General features: G+C 63.9%; 18 protein-coding genes. 6 read left to right on the forward strand and 12 right to left on the reverse strand.

Annotated features, from left to right (window positions below; all coding sequences use genetic code 11):
- Nucleotides 1-51: 51 nt before the first annotated feature.
- The gene (locus CBW66_RS05260; RefSeq protein ID WP_086136922.1) at nucleotides 52-765 is read left to right on the forward strand and encodes an SOS response-associated peptidase; all 714 of its coding nucleotides are present in this window, start codon (nucleotides 52-54) and stop codon (nucleotides 763-765) included.
- A 1-nt stretch (nucleotide 766) separates the two neighbouring features.
- Here CBW66_RS05260 and CBW66_RS05265 read toward each other — a convergent pair whose 3' ends face one another.
- From CBW66_RS05265 to queE, 8 genes are all read right to left on the reverse strand, one after another.
- Nucleotides 767-1,948, reverse strand: coding sequence for a DUF418 domain-containing protein (locus tag CBW66_RS05265; protein ID WP_086136984.1), 1,182 nt, complete (start codon nucleotides 1,946-1,948; stop codon nucleotides 767-769).
- Nucleotides 1,949-1,965: 17 nt separating this feature from the next.
- On the reverse strand, nucleotides 1,966-2,883 hold the full coding sequence (gene ldcA / locus CBW66_RS05270; RefSeq protein ID WP_086136923.1) for a muramoyltetrapeptide carboxypeptidase: 918 nt from the start codon (nucleotides 2,881-2,883) through the stop codon (nucleotides 1,966-1,968).
- A gap of 43 nt (nucleotides 2,884-2,926) precedes the next feature.
- Nucleotides 2,927-3,844: an alpha/beta fold hydrolase gene (locus tag CBW66_RS05275; protein ID WP_086136924.1), complete on the reverse strand. Its 918-nt coding sequence runs from the start codon at nucleotides 3,842-3,844 to the stop codon at nucleotides 2,927-2,929.
- A 269-nt stretch (nucleotides 3,845-4,113) separates the two neighbouring features.
- Nucleotides 4,114-5,268 (reverse strand): hemin-degrading factor, encoded by a 1,155-nt coding sequence (locus CBW66_RS05280; protein WP_086136925.1) that lies wholly within the window; start codon nucleotides 5,266-5,268, stop codon nucleotides 4,114-4,116.
- Between the two features lie 61 nt (nucleotides 5,269-5,329).
- Nucleotides 5,330-7,693, reverse strand: a complete 2,364-nt coding sequence (locus tag CBW66_RS05285) for a TonB-dependent hemoglobin/transferrin/lactoferrin family receptor (RefSeq protein WP_086136926.1) — start codon at nucleotides 7,691-7,693, stop codon at nucleotides 5,330-5,332.
- A 240-nt stretch (nucleotides 7,694-7,933) separates the two neighbouring features.
- Nucleotides 7,934-8,443, reverse strand: a complete 510-nt coding sequence (gene tadA, locus CBW66_RS05290; protein ID WP_086136927.1) for a tRNA adenosine(34) deaminase TadA — start codon at nucleotides 8,441-8,443, stop codon at nucleotides 7,934-7,936.
- Nucleotides 8,436-8,882 (reverse strand): 6-carboxytetrahydropterin synthase QueD, encoded by a 447-nt coding sequence (gene queD / locus CBW66_RS05295; protein WP_035819191.1) that lies wholly within the window; start codon nucleotides 8,880-8,882, stop codon nucleotides 8,436-8,438. Before queD ends, tadA begins: the two co-directional genes overlap by 8 nt.
- A gap of 8 nt (nucleotides 8,883-8,890) precedes the next feature.
- Entirely contained in the window at nucleotides 8,891-9,526 is a 636-nt protein-coding gene (gene queE / locus CBW66_RS05300; RefSeq protein WP_086136928.1) for a 7-carboxy-7-deazaguanine synthase, read from the reverse strand.
- Nucleotides 9,527-9,814: 288 nt separating this feature from the next.
- Here queE and CBW66_RS05305 point away from each other — a divergent pair, with 288 nt between their 5' ends.
- From CBW66_RS05305 to CBW66_RS05320, 4 genes are all read left to right on the forward strand, one after another.
- Nucleotides 9,815-10,714: a sensor histidine kinase gene (locus CBW66_RS05305; RefSeq protein ID WP_086136929.1), complete on the forward strand. Its 900-nt coding sequence runs from the start codon at nucleotides 9,815-9,817 to the stop codon at nucleotides 10,712-10,714.
- A gap of 90 nt (nucleotides 10,715-10,804) precedes the next feature.
- Nucleotides 10,805-11,791 (forward strand): diguanylate cyclase, encoded by a 987-nt coding sequence (locus tag CBW66_RS05310; RefSeq protein ID WP_230492131.1) that lies wholly within the window; start codon nucleotides 10,805-10,807, stop codon nucleotides 11,789-11,791.
- Nucleotides 11,792-11,945: 154 nt separating this feature from the next.
- A complete protein-coding gene (locus CBW66_RS05315) occupies nucleotides 11,946-14,822 on the forward strand; it encodes a pitrilysin family protein (protein ID WP_086136930.1) in 2,877 nt (958 codons plus the stop codon).
- A gap of 104 nt (nucleotides 14,823-14,926) precedes the next feature.
- A complete protein-coding gene (locus CBW66_RS05320; RefSeq protein WP_086136931.1) occupies nucleotides 14,927-15,562 on the forward strand; it encodes a VOC family protein in 636 nt (211 codons plus the stop codon).
- Nucleotides 15,563-15,599: 37 nt separating this feature from the next.
- Here the strand turns inward: CBW66_RS05320 and CBW66_RS05325 are convergent, their stop codons facing one another.
- Together CBW66_RS05325 and CBW66_RS05330 are read right to left on the reverse strand one after the other, a co-directional pair.
- A complete protein-coding gene (locus CBW66_RS05325; RefSeq protein ID WP_086136932.1) occupies nucleotides 15,600-15,854 on the reverse strand; it encodes a hypothetical protein in 255 nt (84 codons plus the stop codon).
- A 20-nt stretch (nucleotides 15,855-15,874) separates the two neighbouring features.
- A complete protein-coding gene (locus CBW66_RS05330; protein ID WP_086136933.1) occupies nucleotides 15,875-16,660 on the reverse strand; it encodes a DNA/RNA non-specific endonuclease in 786 nt (261 codons plus the stop codon).
- 229 nt (nucleotides 16,661-16,889) lie between these two features.
- On the opposite strand from CBW66_RS05330, the gene CBW66_RS05335 reads away from it, so the two are divergent.
- Nucleotides 16,890-17,417 carry an SRPBCC family protein gene (locus CBW66_RS05335; protein ID WP_086136934.1) on the forward strand — a complete coding sequence of 176 codons (528 nt, stop codon included), beginning with the start codon at nucleotides 16,890-16,892 and terminating at the stop codon, nucleotides 17,415-17,417.
- Nucleotides 17,418-17,475: 58 nt separating this feature from the next.
- On the opposite strand, the gene CBW66_RS05340 is transcribed toward CBW66_RS05335, so the two are convergent.
- Both CBW66_RS05340 and CBW66_RS05345 read right to left on the reverse strand, forming a co-directional pair.
- The gene (locus CBW66_RS05340) at nucleotides 17,476-18,489 is read right to left on the reverse strand and encodes a response regulator (RefSeq protein WP_086136935.1); all 1,014 of its coding nucleotides are present in this window, start codon (nucleotides 18,487-18,489) and stop codon (nucleotides 17,476-17,478) included.
- The gene (locus CBW66_RS05345; protein WP_086136936.1) at nucleotides 18,482-19,579 is read right to left on the reverse strand and encodes a hybrid sensor histidine kinase/response regulator; all 1,098 of its coding nucleotides are present in this window, start codon (nucleotides 19,577-19,579) and stop codon (nucleotides 18,482-18,484) included. Before CBW66_RS05345 ends, CBW66_RS05340 begins: the two co-directional genes overlap by 8 nt.
- Between the last annotated feature and the right edge of the window lies 1 nt (nucleotide 19,580).

Here is a 19,580-nt window from a genome sequence, read left to right on the forward strand (position 1 = left end):
AAAAGGGCGCGCGCCGCGCTCGGGGCACCGGCGATCGGGTATGATTTCAGCATGTGTGGACGATTCGATCAAAATGACACGGCGCGCGTGCTGGCGTCATCGTTCGGCTGGACCGACGCGGTGTTCGACAGCGAGGCCGAGCCGCACCTGAACGTGTCGCCCGGCACGTACCGGCCCGTGCTGCATATCCAGGATGGCGTGCACCGGGTCGACGATGTCTTCTGGGGCTACCGCCCCGCCTGGGCCGCGCAAGCCGTGCCCGCCCCCGGCAAGAAAAAAATTCCCATCGCCATCAATGCCCGGCTGGAAAAATTGGCAAGCGCCTACTGGAAGCCTTTGCTGCGCGCGGGGCGCGGCATCGTCTGCGTCGATGGCTGGTATGAATGGACGGGAGAGAAAGGCCGCAAGCAGCCGTGGCACATCCACCGCAAGGACCGCGCGCGCCTGTTCCTGCTGGCGCTGGCCCAGTTCGGGCCGTACAAATTCAACCGCGAGGAAGCGGGTTTCGTGCTGGTGACGGCCGACAGCCTGGGCGGCATGGTCGATATCCACGACCGCCGTCCCGTGGCCGTCAGCCTGGAAGACGCGCACCGCTGGCTCGACCCCGCACTGACGCCCGAGCAGGCGCTGCACCTGGCGCGCGCCTGCATGCTCGACGTGGACCTGTTCGAGTGGCATGCCGTCGATAATCCCCTGGTGCCGTCCGCCAAACCCAAGGCGCCGCCGGTGTCGCCGCAAGGCGCCTTCGACTGGGGCGCCGACTAGCTCAACCGGGCAAGCGCGCCAGCCGGCGCCACAGCGTCTCCATCGGCCCCTGGCGGAAGTGCCGCAGCCAGTAGCGGCTGAGCAGCACCTGCCCCGCCATGATCAGCACGGCCAGTCCCAGCATCTCGGCCGGACGCAGTGCCGCTCCCCAGCCCAGGCCCGGCCCCTGCAGCAGCCAGGTGCCAAGCAAGGATTGCAAGAGATAATTGCTCAGCGCCATGCGCCCCACGGGCGCCAGCCATGCCCCGAGCCAGCGCAGCAGGAAGGGGCCAGCGAGCATCAGCGCCGCCACATAGCCGGCCGCCAGCACGGGACCGCCTGCGAACAGGCCCACTTCGAACAGGGCAGTATCGAACACTTGCTGATACGGATCGGCCACCTGCCACGCGACGGCCCCCGCCGCCAGCAGGTTGAACGGCAAGCCCACGCCCAGTCCCACGGCGCGCACGCGACGCCACAGGCGCTCGTGGCGCTGCGGCTGCGTCAGCCAGCCGCAGCGCACGGACAAAATGCCCAGCAGGAACAGCACGATGATGTGCGGCAGCATGACGGCGGCGTACAGCAAGGAGACGAGGAAATCGTTGGCGCGCAGCCTGGCCACGGCCCACGCGCCGCCTTGCGTGTAGATGGCGTAGCGGTCCGCAAAACTGTGCAGGTCGCGCGCGATGTCCGGCGCGCCGCCCTGCTGGCCCACGGGAATGAGCAAACACATGAATAATAAAAATCCGGCCGCCACCAGCCAGGCGCGGTTGCGTACGCGGCTCAGTTTGGCGGCTGCAAGGGGCAGGATCAGCATGCCGGCCACCGCATACGAGGTCAGCACGTCGCCGCTCCAAACAAGAAAACCATGCAGCAGGCCAAACACGAGCAGCCAGCGCAAGCGGCGCCGGTAGGCCGATTGCGCCTGCGCCCAGCCGCCCAGCTGGCGCTTCAGCGAACGTGTTTGCAGGGCAAAACCGGCACCGAACAAGAAGGCGAAGATGGGGTAGAACTTGAATTGCGCCAGCGCCGCCACGCCGAAAATGACGAGCTGGTCGAGCACGGGCGGCTGCGCCGGCAAGGTGCCGTAGCGCAAGGACAGCGTGCCCCAGGCAAAGCCCCAGATATTCACCAGCAGGATGCCAAACACGGCGATGCCGCGCAGCACGTCGAGCTGCGGCAACCTGCCGGGCTTGGCGTGCATGGCGTCCAAGGCGGCGTTCAGGGGCGCGCCAGGGTCGGGTAGTCGGTCATTTGCAGGCTGAAAGCGGACGCATCCGATTGCAGCCGCGCCTGGCCACCGAACGGCAAGGTGACACGCCGGCGGATATGGCCAAATTCCAGCCCAGTCAGCACGGGCACGGGCAAGCGCTCGCGCACATAGGCCAGCATGGCATCGAAATCGTAGCCGTTATCCATGGGACTCAGTTTATAGGCGGAAAAGTCACCGAGCACGACGGCTTGCTGGCGACCAATCACGCCCGCGTGCAGCAATTGCAGCAGCATGCGCTCGACCCGGTACGGGTGTTCGTTGACGTCTTCCAGGAACAAAATGCCGCCATCGACCTGCGGGAAATACGGCGTGCCCAGCAAATGCACCAGCATGGCCAGGTTGCCGCCCCACAATGTACCCACCGCGTCGACGCGCGGATTGCCCGCCGCCGTGCCCGTGACCGTGTGCGTGGGTCCTGCCAGGCAGGACCACAGCTGATCGAGCGTAAACTGCTCGGGCTCGTCGCGCGTAAAATCGTCGCAGATCATGGGGCCGGCAAAGCTGGGGCGGCCTGTTTTCGCAAGCAAGCCCATGTGAAAAGCCGTGAAGTCGCTATAGCCGACGAACAGCTTGCGACTGGCGGCCATGCGGTCGAAATCGATGTCGGGCAGGATGCGGCTGATGCCGTAGCTGCCGCGCAAGGCGAGCACCACCTGCACGTCCGGATCGGCGGCCGCCGCGTTCAGCTGCGCCAGGCGGCCCGCGTCCGTGCCGCCGAAGCGCTGGAATATATGTTCGGAATGGTAGTAATTGTGGACGGTGGCGCCTTGCGCCTGCAAGCGGGCGATGCCGCGCGCCAAAGCCGCCTCGTCGGGCGCATAACCGCCCGGCGCGACGATGGCAATGCCAATCTCAGGTGTCTTCAAAATGCCCGTGCCTTCAAAAATGGTCGGCGCGCCAAGTAACTTTTTAAGCTGGCTGGGAGCGCATCTGGGGCGCCATCTTACCTTGCAGATGCACATCGATCAAGGCGAGCAGGCGCTCGATCAGCTGGGGCGGCATGTCGTGCCCCATGCCTTCGATCACTTCGAGCGTGGCGCCGGGAATCAGCGCCGCCGTATCGATACCGCAGGCGACGGGGATCAATGGATCGGCCGCGCCATGGATCACCAGCGCCGGACAGCTGATGCTGGGCAATAGCTGCGTGCGCTCGCCCGAAGCGGCAATGGCGACCATCTGCCGCGCCACGCCTTCCGGGCAACTGCCGCGCGCCAAAGCCGCCTCGATGCGCTGGTACAGCAGTTTTTCCGACACGGGATAGGCAGGGCTGCCGATGACGCGCACGGTGGCCGCCATGTGCGCCATCAGTTCGGCGCGGCTGGCATTGCGTTTCGGACGTTGCAATAGCGCATTGCGCGCCGCCCGCGTCGGGCCGGGCAAGCCGCGCCGGCCGCTGCTCGACATGATGGAGGTCAGGCTGAGCACCTGCTGCGGCGCGCGCGCCGCCATCACTTGCGCGATCATGCCGCCCATCGACACGCCGATCACGTGCGCCTGCGCAATGCGCAAGGCCGCCAGCAAACCCAGCGCGTCGTCCGCCATGTCATTGAGGGTGTAGGAAGTCTTCAGGGGCCAGCCCAGCAGGTTTTTCACGTAGGCCAGCGGCAGATACGGTTTGCCCGCCTGCGCCATCTTGCTCGACAACCCGCAGTCGCGGTTGTCGAACCGCAGCACCCGAAAACCTTGTTCGACGATGCCTTCGACGAAGTCCGCCGGCCAGGCGATCAGTTGCATGCCCAGGCCCATGACCAGCAGCACACACGGGTCGCCTGGGTCGCCGTGGCTTTCATAAGCTATGTTGAGGCCGTTCGCCATGATGGTTGCCATGATTGCCTCTCTTCAGGAACCAGCACGCAGACACGATCGCTGCGGCCTTGCAATCAGCATACCACTATTGTGCTTCAGACATGAGACCGGCACGCGGCACCCAGCTGAAGTGTTGCTCTGCTTGCACATGACAGAACCTACTGCGCGTCGCGACTTGCGGCCTGCGATGCTCACCGTACCTAAAGTACGGTTGCGCTTCTCGACCACAATTCGCTTCCGCTCGCTACGGTTCTGTCACGTGCTGACACCAACCAATTTGAAAAAAAACATTATTTTGCCTTTGGCAGACTGTCGGCCAGATCCACCCACGCTTGCGGCTGCGGTTTGCCCCGCTCGCGCACGCCGAAGAAGGAGACCACTTGCGTGCCGTCGTTGTCGAAGAACTCGACGGACGTGACGCCGCCGCGCTTGACGACCCAGCCGCTGCGCAGGGCCGTGTCGCGGATGTGCAGGTTGAAGTCCGGGTCCAGCACGTTGAAGAAACCGCCGGCGGCCATGGTTTTCTCGATCTTGCCGCTGTAGATCTGCGTCAAGCCGTCGTTGCCCAGGAAGACCATGATGGCGACCTTGTCCTTCGCCGCGTTTTCCAGCAAGGTGCGCAGCGCTTGCGGTGTCACGCGCTCGACGACGCCGGCCGGCGCCAGGCGCAGGGCCTGTTCGCGCGTCAGATGGAATTCGCGCATGATTTGCGCAAACTGGTGCACATCCGTCATGTCTTTCCAGGCCAGCTGGAATTCCTTGACGTCGATCTCGCTGTCCGGCTTTTCAGCGGCCTTGGGCGCCACGGCCAGCACGTTCAGTTCCCCGGTTTGCTGGGGCGCACGGAAGGTCGCCACCAATTTGTCGTAGACGGCCACGCCAGGCTCGTTGCGCAGGTAGATCTTGTGCACGGCCGTGCCGTTGGCATCAAAGAATTGCAGGCTGCGCGTGGGCTTGCCGTCGCGGCCAGCTTGTTCCACGGCAAATGCGTATTTCCAGTTTTCAAAGTGGAAGCGCAGGTCGATCTGGCCGCCCAGGTAGCCGCCCGCGATATTGCGCTGGCGCGCTTCCGTTTCCGGGTCCTTGGCGTCGGCCTGCTCGGACTTGTCGCCCGCCTGCTTGAACTTGCTGGCGACGCCCGTCGTTTCGATGACGCCGTTTTCATTGCGCGTGATCGCTTGCACAAGGCCCAGGTCCAGCGCGGCGCGCATGATTTCGCGCGGCCCGTTGCCGTCCGCCTGCAGGCGCGTGACGCCCTTGCCGATGTTGGTTGCCAGCAATTGCGCTTCGGACACGCCCAGCGCGCGCGCCGCGTCGCGGATCTGCAGCTTCGGCTGTTCCGTGCGCAAGGTGGACCAGCGTTCCGCCAGGGTGGCTGGGGCCGCATATGCGTTTGCAATCAGCAGGCTGCCTAGCAGGGATAGAACGAGTTTGGATAACTTCATAGAGGGACCATTCAATCAAACATGGAAAAAAAGAGGGGCAGGCGCCCCTCCCCGGTAAAAATCAGAAATTGACGCTGAGGCTGGCTGCGACGTTGCGGCCCGGTTTGGCGTAGCGCTCGATCTCGGCGCGGCTGGCGGCCGTGGTGCCGGCGGCCAGGCTGCGCGAGGCGGCGTAGTCCCAGTACTTGCGATCCGTCAAGTTGTACACGCCGACGACGATCTTCGCGTTCTTGTGCACGTTCCAGTACGTCGACAGGTCGAAGATGGTGTACGACGGCACGGTAAACAGCGGGCCTGCATCGCCGATCAGCAGGTTTTCCGGCGCCTGCCTGGCGCCCGCATGCACGGCCGTCAGCGCCAGGCCGAACAGCTGGTTCGCATGGTCGTAGCCGAAGGTCAATGCCGACTTGGCCGGCGCCACCGAGTTCAGGCCGCCGCTCTCGCCCGTCTGGGTATTGAAGGAGCGGCCCTTGGCCACGCCGGTCGCCAGGTCCACGTGATAGCCCTGCATGGCCGGCGCCCAGGCGCCCAGCTCGGCGCGCAGGGTCAGCTCGGCGCCCCAGGTGCGCGCATTGCCGATGTTTTCCGGGCGGAACAGGCCGCGCGTGATGGTCGGGTAGTTCACCGGATCATCTTTTTGCATCACATAGTCGATCATGTCCGTGTATTCCGTCTGGTAGACGGACGCGTGCATGCTCAAGCCCCTGGTGACATCGCCCTTCAGGCCCAGTTCATACGCCTTGCTCGTTTCCTTGCGCAAGTTGGCATTGCCCAGCACGGCATAGCCCTGCCCCGTTCCCGTATAGCTGAACGAGTCGTAGGTGCCCGTGCGCTCGGCCGCCGTCGGCAGGCGCGTGCCGCGCGTGAAGGTGGCGTAGGCGCTCATCTGCGGCAAGACTTCCACGGACAGGCTCAAGCTGGGCGTGAAATACGTGTCGCTCTCTTCGCGCACTTCCTTGGCCGCGTTCGGCACGGCGATCGCATAGGTTTGCAGGTTTTTCGGTTCGTTCTTGCGGTAATCGGCACGCAAGCCCGGCGTCAGCACGGCTTTCTTGCCCGCCAGATTGAAACTGAGATCGTCGCGCACATACAGGGCCAGCTTGCTCGTGTCCATGTCGGCCATGCGGTTCTTGTTGGTGACCTGATGCTGGCCCGTGGCGACGATGACGCGGTCTTCGCGCCACGGACGGCGCGTTTTCAGCTGTTCCAGCTGCACGCCGTACAGCAGCGCGTTGTCCGCATTGAGCTGCTTGAACGCTTCCGACGTCAGGCCGATGCTGTCATTCTTGAAATTGGTATCGATCGAGCGCCGGGCCGGACTGCCAAACGTGTAGAGGCCTTGCGTCTTGTCCTCGGTTTTCGCGTTCTGCAGATACACTTTCGACGTCAGGCGGTCGAACAGGGCAAAATCCTTGAGCACCATGTCGTGGCCCAGGCTCACGCGCGTGCGCTTGGTGGTGGAATCCTGCTGCACGCCCGTCGGATAATACGTGCTGACCTTGCTACGCAGGTCGCGCTTGTTCTTGCGCTCGAACATGTCGACCGTCAAGTCCAGCTTCTGTTCGCCAGGCAAGGTCCACACGAGCTTGGACAGCAAGGCGTTCGAATGCCAGTCGTCCGGGTTGACGGGCGTGCTGCCGCGGCTGTCCAGCTGCTCGCCATCGCGGTGCACATACACGGCCAAGCCCTGCAGATTGGCGCCGATTTTGGCGGCGCCCGTCAGCGTGTGTGCATTGCTGCGGTCGGCCGTGGCGCGGCCGTATTTATAGGCCACGTAATGGTCTTGCCCTTCGCCCAGGTAATCCTCGGGCGACTTGGTGATGAAGGCCACGCCGCCGCCCAGGCCGGGGTTGGCGCCGCTGGCCGCCGTCGTGCCCGAATCGATGCGCACTTCGCGGAAGGTTTCCGGATCAAAATAATCACGGCCCGTGGCGAAAGCGTTGAGGGTGTTGCCGTCCGGCTTGGGCGCCGCGTCGGGCAGCGAGATGCCGTCGAGTTCCAGGCTGACCCGGTTGCCTTCCAGGCCGCGGATGTTGTAACCGGTATTGCCGGAGCCGTCCCACACGCTGCCGCTGCCCGAGGCCGCCGCCGGCGCACTGATCAAGGGCAAATAGCGCACGATGCCACCCATCTCGGTGACATTGCGGCGCTCCAGGTCGTCCGCCGTGACGACCGTCTTGGTGCCGGCGCGGCGTTCATAGTCCTGCTTGGCGTTGACGACGATTTCCGGGAAGACAGGCAACTTGGCCGGCTCCTGAGCGGCCGTGCCCGCATTGATGGCGGCCGTCTGCGCGAGAGCAGGCAGCATCGGCGCCGCGAACAGGCCCAGCAAGGCGGCGCGCAGCACCAGGTTAGGGCGGCGGGCAGGCAGATGAGCTGAGAATACGACGGGTGCAGCGGTGCGCTGCGGAAGCACAGTAGTCATGATGGTCCGGTTTAAGAGTGGAGGCTGGCTCTTGAACCCGGATCGATAACGAAAGTGTTAACGATGCATAAGGAAAGTTTGCTGGCGAAAACAATACTGTAACACGAATCATTCTCATTTGAGAATGGCAATTGGTCTAGACAGATGTTATTTCGCAACAATTATAAAAATGCCAGCCGGATGGCTGGCATGGTTATCATCTGGACAAGGCCATCGGGCCCTGTCCTGCTGCACAGGATGCTAGCCCTGCGGATTGGCCAGCTTGCGCGCCTCCGCCTGCGCACGGCGGCGTTCGGCAAAGAAACGCTTGAGAAAAGCGCCGCACTCGTCGGCCAGCACCCCGCCAACGATCGCCGTCTGGTGGTTCAACGCGGGCTGCTCGAACAGGTCCAGCACGGAACCGCAAGCGCCCGTCTTCGGGTCGCCCGCACCGTACACCACGCGCGCCAGCCGGGCATGCAGCATGGCGCCCGAACACATCACGCACGGCTCCAGGGTCACGTACAGCTCGCAGCCGGGCAGCCGGTAGTTGCCCAGCTTTTCGGCGGCCGCGCGCAATGCCATCACTTCCGCGTGCGCCGTGGGGTCGTGGCGGCCGATGGGCTGGTTGTAGCCCACGGCGATGACTTCGTCATCCTTGACGACGACGGCGCCGACGGGCACTTCGCCCAGGTCCCATGCGTGCTGGGCCTGCTCCAGGGCCAGCTGCATGTAGCGCGCGTCCTGCGCACTAGCGTGCGTCTCAGTCATCGGTTACTTCTGCCCAGCAATTCGGCGTTTCATGCAGCACCAGCTTATGCAGGTGCAAGCCCGTGCCGAAATGGTCGGTAAACGCCGCTTTCAGGATCTCGAAGGCGATGCGAGCCAGGTTTTCCACGGTCGGAATGCGGTCAATGACGACGGTCTTATGGTCGGGCAAGCTGGCCAGGAAATCGCGCACGGCCGTGTCCTTTTCATACACGAGGAAGGCGTGGTCCCAGACGTCGACCAGGTGCTGCTTGGCCAGCGTCTTGACGTCGGAAAAGTCCATGATCATGCCGTTGTCGGAATTGCCTTCCGCTTCGATGACCTTGCCGACCAGCGTGATTTCCACCGTGTAGCGGTGGCCGTGCAGGTTGCGGCACTGGCTTTTGTGGTCGGGAATGCGGTGGCCCGCGTCGAATTCGAGCTTGCGTGTGATAGTCAGCATATTTTTTGTTAAGGTATTTGCAGGAGTTTATGGGTTTGCAGGCTCAGCTTCCACTTCGGGTTGCTTTTGCATGTCTCGATGGCCAGCTTCATGTTATGCGCGGCCAGGGGGCCATCCATCGCCTGCACGAAGAAGTTCTCGAAGTCCAGTTGTTCGTAGGCGGCCAGGTCTTGCTGGAACTGGGGAATGACGACCTTGATCTCATTGCCCTTGTGGACGACCAGTGTCGAGCCCATCTTCGGGCTGACGCAGATCCAGTCCACGCCGGGCGGCACGGGCAAGGTGCCGTTGGTTTCGATGGCGATGGTAAAGCCCACCGCGTGCATGGCGTCGATCAGGGCCGTGTCCAGCTGCAGCAGCGGCTCGCCGCCCGTAAACACCACGTATTTGCTCGGCGCATAGCTGGCCGGCCACAGGCTGTCGATCAGCGCGGCCAGTTCCTGCGGCATCTTGAACTTGCCGCCCAGTTCGCCGTCCGTGCCGACGAAATCCGTGTCGCAGAACTGGCACACGGCCGTGGCGCGGTCGCTTTCGCGGCCCGTCCACAGATTGCATCCGGAAAAGCGGCAAAACACGGCCGGACGGCCCGCGTGCGCACCTTCGCCCTGCAGGGTGTAAAAAATCTCTTTGATGCTATAAGTCACTGTATTTCCTAAGAGCTGGCTGACGCATCGCGCAGGGCGTACGCGCCGGCGCCGGCGCACAGCGCCGCCACCGCAAAAGCCGATTGACAACCCTCTATTATATGCCGCCACGACACTTCCCGTGCAAATGCCGTGCCTGCCGTCTGGCGCCGCGGCATCCGGCAGCAAGAAAGCCACAGCGGCCGGCAAAACTGCGCAGCTTTTGCGTTTAGACAATATAAATAGCCCAAGGTTAATATATTTTCTGTAAGAACATTGCCTGTTGGAAAACATTTAGGGAGCGAGAAAATGATGCAACGCTGGCTACGCCCGCCGTGTCGCCTGAGCATTCTGGCTTGCCTGGCGGCCGGCGCACTCGCTTCCCTGCACGCCGGTTACGCCGCCGGCCCGATGCTGCAGACCGGGAGGCCCTTGCCCCTGATGCTGGCCTGCGCCATCCTGTGCGGTGCGCTGGCGCTGATGCTGTGGCGCCAGCACCGCCTGGCGCTGCGCCTGCGGGCGCTGGAACAGCTGCGCGCGGACGCCGAGCAGGAGCACTTGACCAGCGGGCAGCAGCAGGCACGCGAACAGGAGCGCCAGCGCATCGGGCGCGACATCCACGACGACCTGGGTCAGCATCTGCTGACCTTGAAGATCGACCTGTGCATGCTGCAGACCAGCACGCATGGCACGGCGCCCCAGCTGGCGCAGCAACTGGCCGTGATCGTGCGCAATGTCGACCTCAGCATCGCTGCGCTGCGCTGCGTGATCCACGACTTGCGCCCGCCCGCCCTCGACGCCGGGCTGCAAGCAGCATGCGAGGAGCTGTTGGCCGACTTCCGGCGCACCACGGACATTGATTGCCGTTTCGATTACCGTCTCGACGCCGCCGCCGGCCGCGCGCATGGCGTGTTGCTGTACCACGTGGTGCAGGAAGCGCTGGCCAATATCGCCCGCCACGCGCGCGCCACGCATGTCCATCTGTGCCTGCAGCAAGCGGGCTCCACTGTGAAGTGCCGCATCAGCGACGACGGCATAGGGTTGCCGGACTCGCCGCCGCGCCTCGGTTGCGGCCTGTCCGGCATGCATGAGCGCGTGGCCGCCGCCGGCGGCAGCCTGCACATCAACAGCCGCAGCGGCGCGGGCACCACCTTGTGCTTGTCGCTGCCGCTGCCGGTCCGCCATGACGAGGCGATGGCCCATCGCTGAAAATATTGCTCAATATCAACACCTTCGGCCCGCCACGCTGCATCATGGCCAACGAACCAGCCCCCACTCACGCCCAAGAAGGATGCTTTCATGCCGGATAGCCACGCACATGCCAGCGTATCGCCGTATGGTGAAGCCCAGGGTTTCGCCGTCAAGATGATGGAATTACTGGTCGTGCCCACCTTCGTACTCGATGTGCATGGCACGGTGATGATCTGGAACCGCGCCTGCGAGCAGCTGACGGGCGTGCCAGCGTCCGAAGTGCTGGGCGCGCGCGAGCCGGGCCGCTGCTTTTACAACGACGAGCGCCCCACCCTGGCCGACCTGCTGCTGTCCGGGCGCGGCGGCGACATGCGCGCCCTGCATGCCCAGCAGCAATATCGCAGCGGCACGGGCAGCAACCTGTGCGCGGAAAACTGGTGCGACATGCCGCGCACGGGGCGGCGGCGCTACCTGGCCGTCGATGCCAGTCCCATCTATGGCAATCACGGTGAACTGATCGCCGTGGTCGAAACCCTGCGCGACATGACCGATGAAAAACGCGCGCAGGTGGAACTGGAACGCCTGGCCACGCGCGATGGCTTGACGGGGCTGGCCAACCGGCGTTGCTTCGACGACACCATCCTGGCCGAGTGGCAGCGCGCCCAGCGGCAGGAGCAGCCCCTGTCGCTGCTGATGGTCGACGTCGACAATTTCAAGGAATATAACGACAGCCACGGCCACCAGGGCGGCGACCTGTGCCTGCGCAAGGTGGCCGGCGCCGTGGCCAGCGAAATGCGCACGAACGACCTGGTGGCCCGCTACGGCGGCGAAGAATTTGCCGTCATCCTGCCGAACCAGTCGCTCAAGGGCGCGGCCATCGTGGCCGAACGCATCCGCCAGCGCGTGGAACGGCTGCAGCTGCCGCGCAAGCGTCCCGGCGGCGCCTGCGTCACCGTCAGCATCGGCGCCGCCACGGCCCTGCCCGGTCCCGGCACGGAACTGGGTCAGCTGATCCACACGGCCGACTGCGCCCTGTACCGTGCCAAGCACCTGGGCCGCAACCGCATCAGCCTGCCGGAAACGACGCTGACGTAGGCAACAGGCGCCAGCCGAAGCGATGCCTACGGCCATCGCAGACATCCGCATGGTCCTGCCCGCACAACGGATTGTCAGCCCCTATGCACGGCGGCGCGAATCTTCTATGCTGCGGTGTTGCACTTTCATAACATCCAAAAAAGAAGGAGCCTTCGTGTCAAGAATCATGCCCGCTTTATTACCCGCTTTCGCCCTGGCCCTGTCGGCCATGGCCGCGTCGAACCTGGGTGCCGCGCCCGTCAAACCGGCCGCCGCCAGTACTGCAGCCGCCGGCAAGGCCGATCTGCTGCCGTTCAAGGCGACAGAAAAGACCCTGGCCAACGGTTTGAAAATCATCATCGTGCCAACGGGCTTTCCCAACCTCGTCTCGCTGCAGATTCCCGTGCAGACGGGTTCGCGCAATGAAGTCGAGCCGGGCAAGTCCGGTTTCGCGCATTTCTTCGAACACATGATGTTCCGCGGTACCAAGGCTTATCCGCCCGAAAAATACCAGGAAGTCATCACCCGCGCCGGCGCGCGCCAGAACGCCTACACCAGCGACGACCTGACCAACTACCACACGACGTTTGCCAAGCAGGACCTGGAAACCGTGCTGAAGGTGGAGGCGGACCGCTTCCAGCACCTCGACTACGCGGAAGACGCGTTCAAGACGGAATCGCGGGCAGTGCTGGGCGAATACAACAAGAACAGCGCCAATCCCGTGTCGAAACTGTTCGAAGTGATGCGCGACAGCGCCTACACGACGCATACCTACAAGCATACGACGATGGGTTTTATCCAGGACATCGAAGACATGCCGAACCAGTACGCGTATTCGAAGATTTTCTTCGACCGCTGGTACCGTCCCGAGCGCACCACCATCATCATCGCCGGCGACGTGGAGCCGCAGCAGGCGATCGCGCTGGTGGAAAAATACTGGAGCGGCTGGCAGCGCGGCAAGCAGCAGGCGGCCGTGCCCGTCGAACCCGCGCCGCGCGGCCCCGTCTACAAGCACGTGGCCTGGCCCACGCCAACATTGCCGTGGGTGGCCGTGGGCTTCCATGCGCCCGCGTTTTCCGTCAAGGACAAGGACCAGGCCGCGCTGGCGACCTTGCTGTCGCTGTCGTTCGGCCGCACCTCGCCGCTGTATAAACGCCTGGTGCAGAACGAACAGAAGGTCGACCAGCTGTTCGAGATGACGCCGGACCGCGTCGATCCGACCCTGGCCGTGCTGGGCGCGCGCGTGAAAAACATCGATGACGCCGTGTATGTGCGCGACGCCATCCTGGCCACCGTGGCGCGGCTGCGCGACACGCCCGTCAGCGAAAAAGACCTGGCGGACGCCAAGTCGGCGGAAAAGTACGGCTTGATCCGTTCGCTCGACAACACGGAGCAGATCGCCGGCACCCTGGCCTCGTTCGTGCACTTCGACCGCTCGTATGCCACCATCAACCAGTACTACCGCCTGATCGACACGCTCACGCCGGCCGACCTGCAGGCGGCCGCGCGCAAATACCTGACGGACGAGGGCCTGGTGGTGACCACCCTGTCGCACCAGCCGATGGCGGCCGCGATCGCGACGACGCCAAAGCTGGCCAGCCTGCTGCCGCCCGCTTCAAACGCGAAGGTCGACGTGCTGGTGCAAAAATCGGCGCTGCCGCAAATCCGCTACAAGCTGCTGTTCGCGGCCGGTTCCGCGCACGATCCGCAAGGCAAAGAAGGCCTGGCCGCGCTGACGGCCGCCATGGTGGAGTCCGGCGGCTCGTCCGAGCGCAAGATCGACGAGGTCAACCAGGCACTGTTCCCGCTCGCCGGCAGTTTCAGCCAGCAGACGGACAAGGAAATGACGACGTTTACGGGCTCCATCCACAGGGATAACTGGACGCAGTTCAACGCCATCGCCCTGCCCCTGCTGCTCTCGCCCGGTTTCCGCGAAGACGACTTCCGCCGCCTGAAGGATGCGCAAAAGAATGCGCTGCTGCTGGACCTGAAGGACAATAACGAAGAGGAATTCGCCAAGGAACGCCTGCAGACCAACGTCTACGCGGGCACGCCGTACGGCCACCCCGTGCTGGGCACGGTCGCCGGCATCGACGCCATCACGCTCGACGACGTGAAACAGTTCTGGAAGACGGCATATGCGCAAGGCGCCGTGAAGGTGGGCATTTCCGGCGATGTGTCCGACGCCATGACGACCTCGCTGACGCAGGCGCTGGGCAGCTTGCCGGCCGGCCCCGGCTTGCCGGCCACCGTGAAACCCGCGGGCCGCAAGGCGCAGGGTCTGGAAGTGGACATCATCGAGAAAAATACGCGCGCCACGGCCATTTCCTTCGGCCTGCCTTTGGAGGTGACGCGCACGCACCCGGACTTCCCCGCCCTGTGGCTGGCGAAGACGTGGCTGGGCGAGCACCGCGCCTCGAATTCCTATCTGTACCAGCGCATCCGCGAAATCCGCGGCATGAACTACGGCGATTACGCCTACATCGAAGCCTTCCCGCGCGGCATGTATCAGTTCTTCCCGAACCCGAACCTGGGCCGCAAGGCGCAGCTGTTCGAGATCTGGATCCGCCCCGTGGCGCCGGAGAACGCCCACTTCGCCCTGCGCGTGGCCCTGACGGAATTGGGCAAGCTCGTCAACAACGGCCTGACGCAGGACGATTTCGCCACCACGCGCGACTACCTGATGAAGAACGTCTTCGTCATGACGTCGACGCAGGACCAGCAACTCGGCTATGCGCTCGATTCGCAATGGTATGGCACGCCGGAATTTACCAAGCTGATGCGCGACGGCCTGTCGAAGCTGACGGTACAAGACGTCAACCGCGCCATCAAACAGCATCTGTCGGCAAAGAACCTGTCCGTGGTGATCGTCGCCAAGGATGCGGCCGGCCTGAAGGAAAAACTCGTCAGCGACGCGTTTTCTCCCATCAAGTATGACGGCAACAAGCCGCAGGCCCTGCTCGATGAAGACAAGGTCATCGGCGCGATGCAGCTGAACATCAAGCCGGAGGCCGTCACCGTCACGCCGGCGGCACAGGCGTTTGCGAAGTAAGCTGGCGCAGTATCAACCTCATCTGACGAAGCATGTCGGATGAGGTTGCCTCCGAGGACGACCTGGCATGAACATCTCAACGATCTTACGGTGAAGGATCTGCAATGCCACGCTGCTACATTGACCATATCGCCATCACGGCGCCAACGCTGGAAGCGGGTGCGGAACTGGTGCGGCTGGCGCTGGGGGTGGAACCTCAGGCTGGCGGAGCGCATGCCCGCATGGGGACGCACAACCTTCTGTTGCGGCTTGGCGATGCTGTCTATCTGGAGGTGATCGCGTCCGACCCCAGCGCGCCGCTACCGTCCTGGCCCCGCTGGTTCGCGCTTGACACCCTGGCCGCCGATGCGGCACCGGCACTCGCCACCTGGGTAGCCCGCAGCACCGATATCCAGGCAAGCGTTGCGGCTTGTTCAGAGCCGCTTGGAAATATCGAGGCCATGAGCCGGGGCGCCCTGCATTGGCTGATCACCATACCCGACGATGGCGCGTTGCCCCTGAACGGCGTCGCTCCGGCACTCATCGAGTGGCAGGCGGAGGCGCACCCCGCGGCCAAGCTGCAGGATCATGGGCTGTCCCTCATCAAGCTTGAACTGTTTCATCCCGAACCCGAACGCATTGCTCGCTTGCTGCTATCGCTGGGCCTGGATAGCCAGCTGACGGTGCAACCATCGACAGGGGAATGCGGCGCCCGCCTGGTGGCCCACATCGATACCCCGCAGGGGCCGCGTCAACTGTAAGCAAGGGGGACGATCAACCGCCCCCGCGCTAGCCAACTCACTCGAATGGATTGGCTACCGACGTCACCTCGGGCGGCGGCAGCTGGTCCGGCAATGGCTGCTTTTCCAGCTGCGCCAGCACGTCGCCGAGCAGCTTGTGCAGCTGCTTCGCCAGCGCCAGGCCCGGCTTGTCCAGGGTCAGGTCGATGTCGCCGCTGATGCTGATGCGGTCGACACGGTTTTCGATGGTCAGATTGCCGATTTCCAGCACATCGCTTTCATTGGCATACGGGACGAATTTTTTTGCGCACATGGCATTTCCTCTCAAGGCGATTATTTTTTGGACTTGCTATTGATCTTCGGCAAACTCAGCATGCGCAATTTCTGCTGCCGCGTCAGCGACGGTAACAGATCGATGCCTATCCTGTCTTCCAGTTGCGCGATGCTCAGCACTTCATACGCCTTGGTGTCGACGTTTTCAATGAAGTAGGCGGCGCCGGCGCGCTGGCGCGGGCTGTACACGGCCTTGTACAGATGGCTGGGCACAATGACTCTTCCCACCTTGCGCAAGTTGCCGCCGATAAAAGCCGGGCCCGTGATCACGTACAGGTCGCCCTCTTTCTTCGCCATCTTGCGCACGGCGCCCTCGATGCCGGCCCACACATAGCGGTTGTTGCGCGCGTCTTGCGGCACCATATTGGCCAGGGTAAAGCTGTCGCGCTGGCTCTGGCGGTCCGGCATGTCGCCGTTGGGCGCCATGTGGCCACGGTCGAAGCCGCTGCGCGCATAGTCGGCCAATTCGGCGCGCTGGGCGGCGGGCAACTTGCGTTCGGCATGGAAGGAGTTTTCACGCGACAAATCCTGCGCCGCTTCCAGATTGTTCGCCGTCAAGTGCTCGGCCGACCACAGCGGCGTACGCGTGATACCCGAGTGCATGACGCCAAACACGTTGTAGCACAGTTCCCTGGTCGCCACGTCCAGCTTGGGGTTGGTGATTTCCGGCTTGCGGCCATCGACGTAATGGGCAGGACAGGCATCGGCATGCGCCAGGTTCGCGGCAAAGGCGGAAGCCAGCACGCCGCATGCCAGGGTCAGCCTGGCGATCGATCGTTGAATCATATTTCCCTAGTTGAAATCTTTGCAGGGCAGCATTCTAGCGGACGCTGGCCCTCGCCACAAACCGACACCAGCCTGGCGTGTGCGGCAGTGAACGGGCATGCAGGCGGGCGTACGGGCGGCCCTGCGCAAAGCCGGCGCAAATAAAGGCCAACAGGCTGCGCACGGCGATTCATATCTGCTAAGATTGCCTTGATTCGTTCGCATCGACCATTCAAGATTTGGAGAGCATATGATCAAAAAAACCCTGCTGCTGATCGTCGTCGTCGTCGCCGCCATCCTCGGCTATGCCACCACCAAGCCCGACACCTTCAGTGTCCAGCGCGAAATCACCATCAAGGCCCCGCCCGAGAAAATCGCCGCCCTGATCACGGACTTCCATTACTGGGCCGCCTGGTCGCCGTGGGAAAAGCTCGATCCGGCCATGCGCCGCACGTTTACGGGCCCGGCCAGCGGCCAGGGCGCGCAATATGCGTGGCAAGGCAATGACAAGGTGGGTGCCGGGCGCATGGAAATCACGGAAGCGGCGCAGCCTGAGCGCACCGTCATCAAGCTGGACTTCCTGAAACCGTTCGAAAGCCACAACACCACGACCTTCAGCATGGCGCCCGAAGGCGACGGCACCAAGGTGAACTGGACCATGACCGGCCCCAGCCCTTACGTCAGCAAGGTCATGACGGTCTTCGTCAGCATGGACAGGATGATCGGCAAGGATTTTGAAAAAGGCTTGAACAACCTGAAGGCGGCGGCGGAACGCTAAGTCGGCTTGCAGCACATGGCAACAGGGCCCGCGCGGCCCTGTTTTACTTGGCGCCCTGTCAGAATTGCTCGATCCAGGCGGCCAGGTGGTCCGGTGTGAGCGCCGGTTCGGCCTGCACCACCTTGCCTTGCAAACCCAGGTCCGTCTTGCTCAGCTGCAGGGACCAGCCGCGCCGCGCCAGCCACAGCAAGCTGGCCAGCCAGAATGAGTGGATGGCCGAGACGGGCGCCGTGGTCGGCGTTTCCAGGAATTCCGTCAACAGCCGGCCATCGAGGAACAGCGCCGTGCCGCCCTGGTTTTGCAGGGCCGCGCCAAACACGGGCAGCAGCATGTCGATCGCCTGCTCCACGCCGCGCCCCGGATGCTCGCGCTCGAGCGTGTCGAGCTGCTGGCGCACGGCGGCGGCAAAGGCCGTGCCGCGGAAGGCTTCCGAACTGACCAGGTCGGCATAATCCATCAGCAGCCAGTCCGGCTCGGGCGGCGTGACGCCGGCCGTCAGGGCCGCCGACAAATACGCTTCCACGGGCAGCTGCTGTTCCGGACCGGCCAGGCTGGCGCACAAGGCGTACAGGGTGCCGATGCGGTTGGCGACGGCTTGCCGCTGGCGCACCATCAGCTTTTCGCGCAGCAACTGGGCGTGTTCATTGCGCAAGCGCGCCAGTTCCAGCGCCTGCTTGAGTTCCATGCGCAACGCCGCGATATCCCACGGTTTCTGGATGTAGCGGTGGATCTGCCCCTGATTGACGGCCTCCACCGTGTGCTCGAGCTCGGAATACGCGGTGGTCAGAATGCGCACGATGTGCGGATGGCGGTCCCAGCAATATGACAGCAGCTCGTTGCCGTAGGCGCCCGGCATGCGCTGGTCGGAGACCAGCACGGCGATGCGGTCGGCCTGCTCGTCGAGGATGCGCTTGCCTTCCTCGACCGAAGTGGCCGTCAGCACCTCGGCCAGCGGCGCGATGGCGCGCTGGAAGTATTTGAGGGCGTTGGCCTCGTCATCGACATAGAGTATCGTCGGCAAGCCTTGCGCCGGCTCACGCTGAGCCGGTAAACGCAGATTGGCGTCAATCATGCTCGTTCCTTATATGTACTGGAAAATTCAGGGTTACCGTGGTGGAAGTGTCAAATTCGGTGGCGATATCGAGGTTGCCGCCGAACGACTGCATCATGCGGTGGCAAAACACCATGCCCCAGCCCTTGCCTTCGCCTCCGCTGGCATTCACGGGGTCGATCAACAGCTGTGCGACGATCTCGGGGGCGATGCCGGCGCCATTGTCGCGCACCGTGATGCGGCCCGCATCGATGCGGATGCCGATCGCAGGATGGGCTTGCTCGCCGGCCGAACGCAAGGCATTCGCCAGCACCGACGATACAATCAGCGCGACGCAGTTGGGCGACTCGGCAATGGAGAAATCGTCGCCCACTTCCACCGTAATGGCGGCGCGCTGGGCCGTGCTCAAGGGATAGCTGTCGAGCAAGGCATCCAGCAGCTGACGCGCGCTGCCGGCGCGCCGTCCGCCCTGCATGCCGGGCGCGGCGCTGGCCAGACGCACCGTGTCGACAAAGCTGGCCAGCACCGACAGGCAATAACGCGCATTGTCGTGCATCAGGGCGGCCGCTTCGCCGATCTCGGCCTGCGGTGCGGCGTCCGCCTGGGCGCGGCGCGCAATGCCGCGCGCAAAATTGGCGATGGCCGCCAGCGGCGTGTTCAATTCATGCGCCAGAAAAGCCAGCGATTCCTCCATCGCCACCAGGCCCTGGCGGCGCGCGGCGCGCTCGCGCCCCGTCTGCACGGCCAGCTGCAGCGCCGTTTGCATGGCGGCCAGGTCGAGCGGCTTTTCCAGCAAACGGAACAAGGCGCCGCCATTGATCAGCTCGAGCAGCACGTCCTTGTCCGCATACGCGGTGACGAGCATGCAGACGATGTGCGGATAGCGCTGCGCCACTTCCTGCAGCAATTCGCTGCCCAGGCGGTCCGGCATGCGGTAATCGGTGACGAGCACGTCGATCTGGCCGGCCTCGTCTTCCAGCAAGACCAGCGCCGCATCGACGCTCTGCGCCGTCAGCACGCGGTAGCGCTGGCCGACGGCGCGCTCGAAATACTTGCAGGCGAGCGCTTCGTCGTCCACGTACAGCACGCTGGCGCGGCTATCGTTGTCCATC

It is taken from the genome of Janthinobacterium sp. GW456P (assembly GCF_002127655.1).
Classification (GTDB): Bacteria; Pseudomonadota; Gammaproteobacteria; order Burkholderiales; family Burkholderiaceae_D; genus Janthinobacterium.

Coding starts and splice junctions, on each gene's coding strand:
- CBW66_RS05260 (WP_086136922.1), top strand. CDS start 52: ATGTGTGGACGATTCGATCAAAATGACACGGCGCGCGTGCTGGCGTCA.
- CBW66_RS05265 (WP_086136984.1), bottom strand. CDS start 1,948: ATGCACGCCAAGCCCGGCAGGTTGCCGCAGCTCGACGTGCTGCGCGGC.
- CBW66_RS05275 (WP_086136924.1), bottom strand. CDS start 3,844: ATGGCAACCATCATGGCGAACGGCCTCAACATAGCTTATGAAAGCCAC.
- CBW66_RS05280 (WP_086136925.1), bottom strand. CDS start 5,268: ATGAAGTTATCCAAACTCGTTCTATCCCTGCTAGGCAGCCTGCTGATT.
- CBW66_RS05285 (WP_086136926.1), bottom strand. CDS start 7,693: ATGACTACTGTGCTTCCGCAGCGCACCGCTGCACCCGTCGTATTCTCA.
- tadA (WP_086136927.1), bottom strand. CDS start 8,443: ATGACTGAGACGCACGCTAGTGCGCAGGACGCGCGCTACATGCAGCTG.
- queD (WP_035819191.1), bottom strand. CDS start 8,882: ATGCTGACTATCACACGCAAGCTCGAATTCGACGCGGGCCACCGCATT.
- CBW66_RS05305 (WP_086136929.1), top strand. CDS start 9,815: ATGATGCAACGCTGGCTACGCCCGCCGTGTCGCCTGAGCATTCTGGCT.
- CBW66_RS05310 (WP_230492131.1), top strand. CDS start 10,805: ATGCCGGATAGCCACGCACATGCCAGCGTATCGCCGTATGGTGAAGCC.
- CBW66_RS05320 (WP_086136931.1), top strand. CDS start 14,927: ATGCCACGCTGCTACATTGACCATATCGCCATCACGGCGCCAACGCTG.
- CBW66_RS05325 (WP_086136932.1), bottom strand. CDS start 15,854: ATGTGCGCAAAAAAATTCGTCCCGTATGCCAATGAAAGCGATGTGCTG.
- CBW66_RS05330 (WP_086136933.1), bottom strand. CDS start 16,660: ATGATTCAACGATCGATCGCCAGGCTGACCCTGGCATGCGGCGTGCTG.
- CBW66_RS05335 (WP_086136934.1), top strand. CDS start 16,890: ATGATCAAAAAAACCCTGCTGCTGATCGTCGTCGTCGTCGCCGCCATC.
- CBW66_RS05340 (WP_086136935.1), bottom strand. CDS start 18,489: ATGATTGACGCCAATCTGCGTTTACCGGCTCAGCGTGAGCCGGCGCAA.
- CBW66_RS05345 (WP_086136936.1), bottom strand. CDS start 19,579: ATGGACAACGATAGCCGCGCCAGCGTGCTGTACGTGGACGACGAAGCG.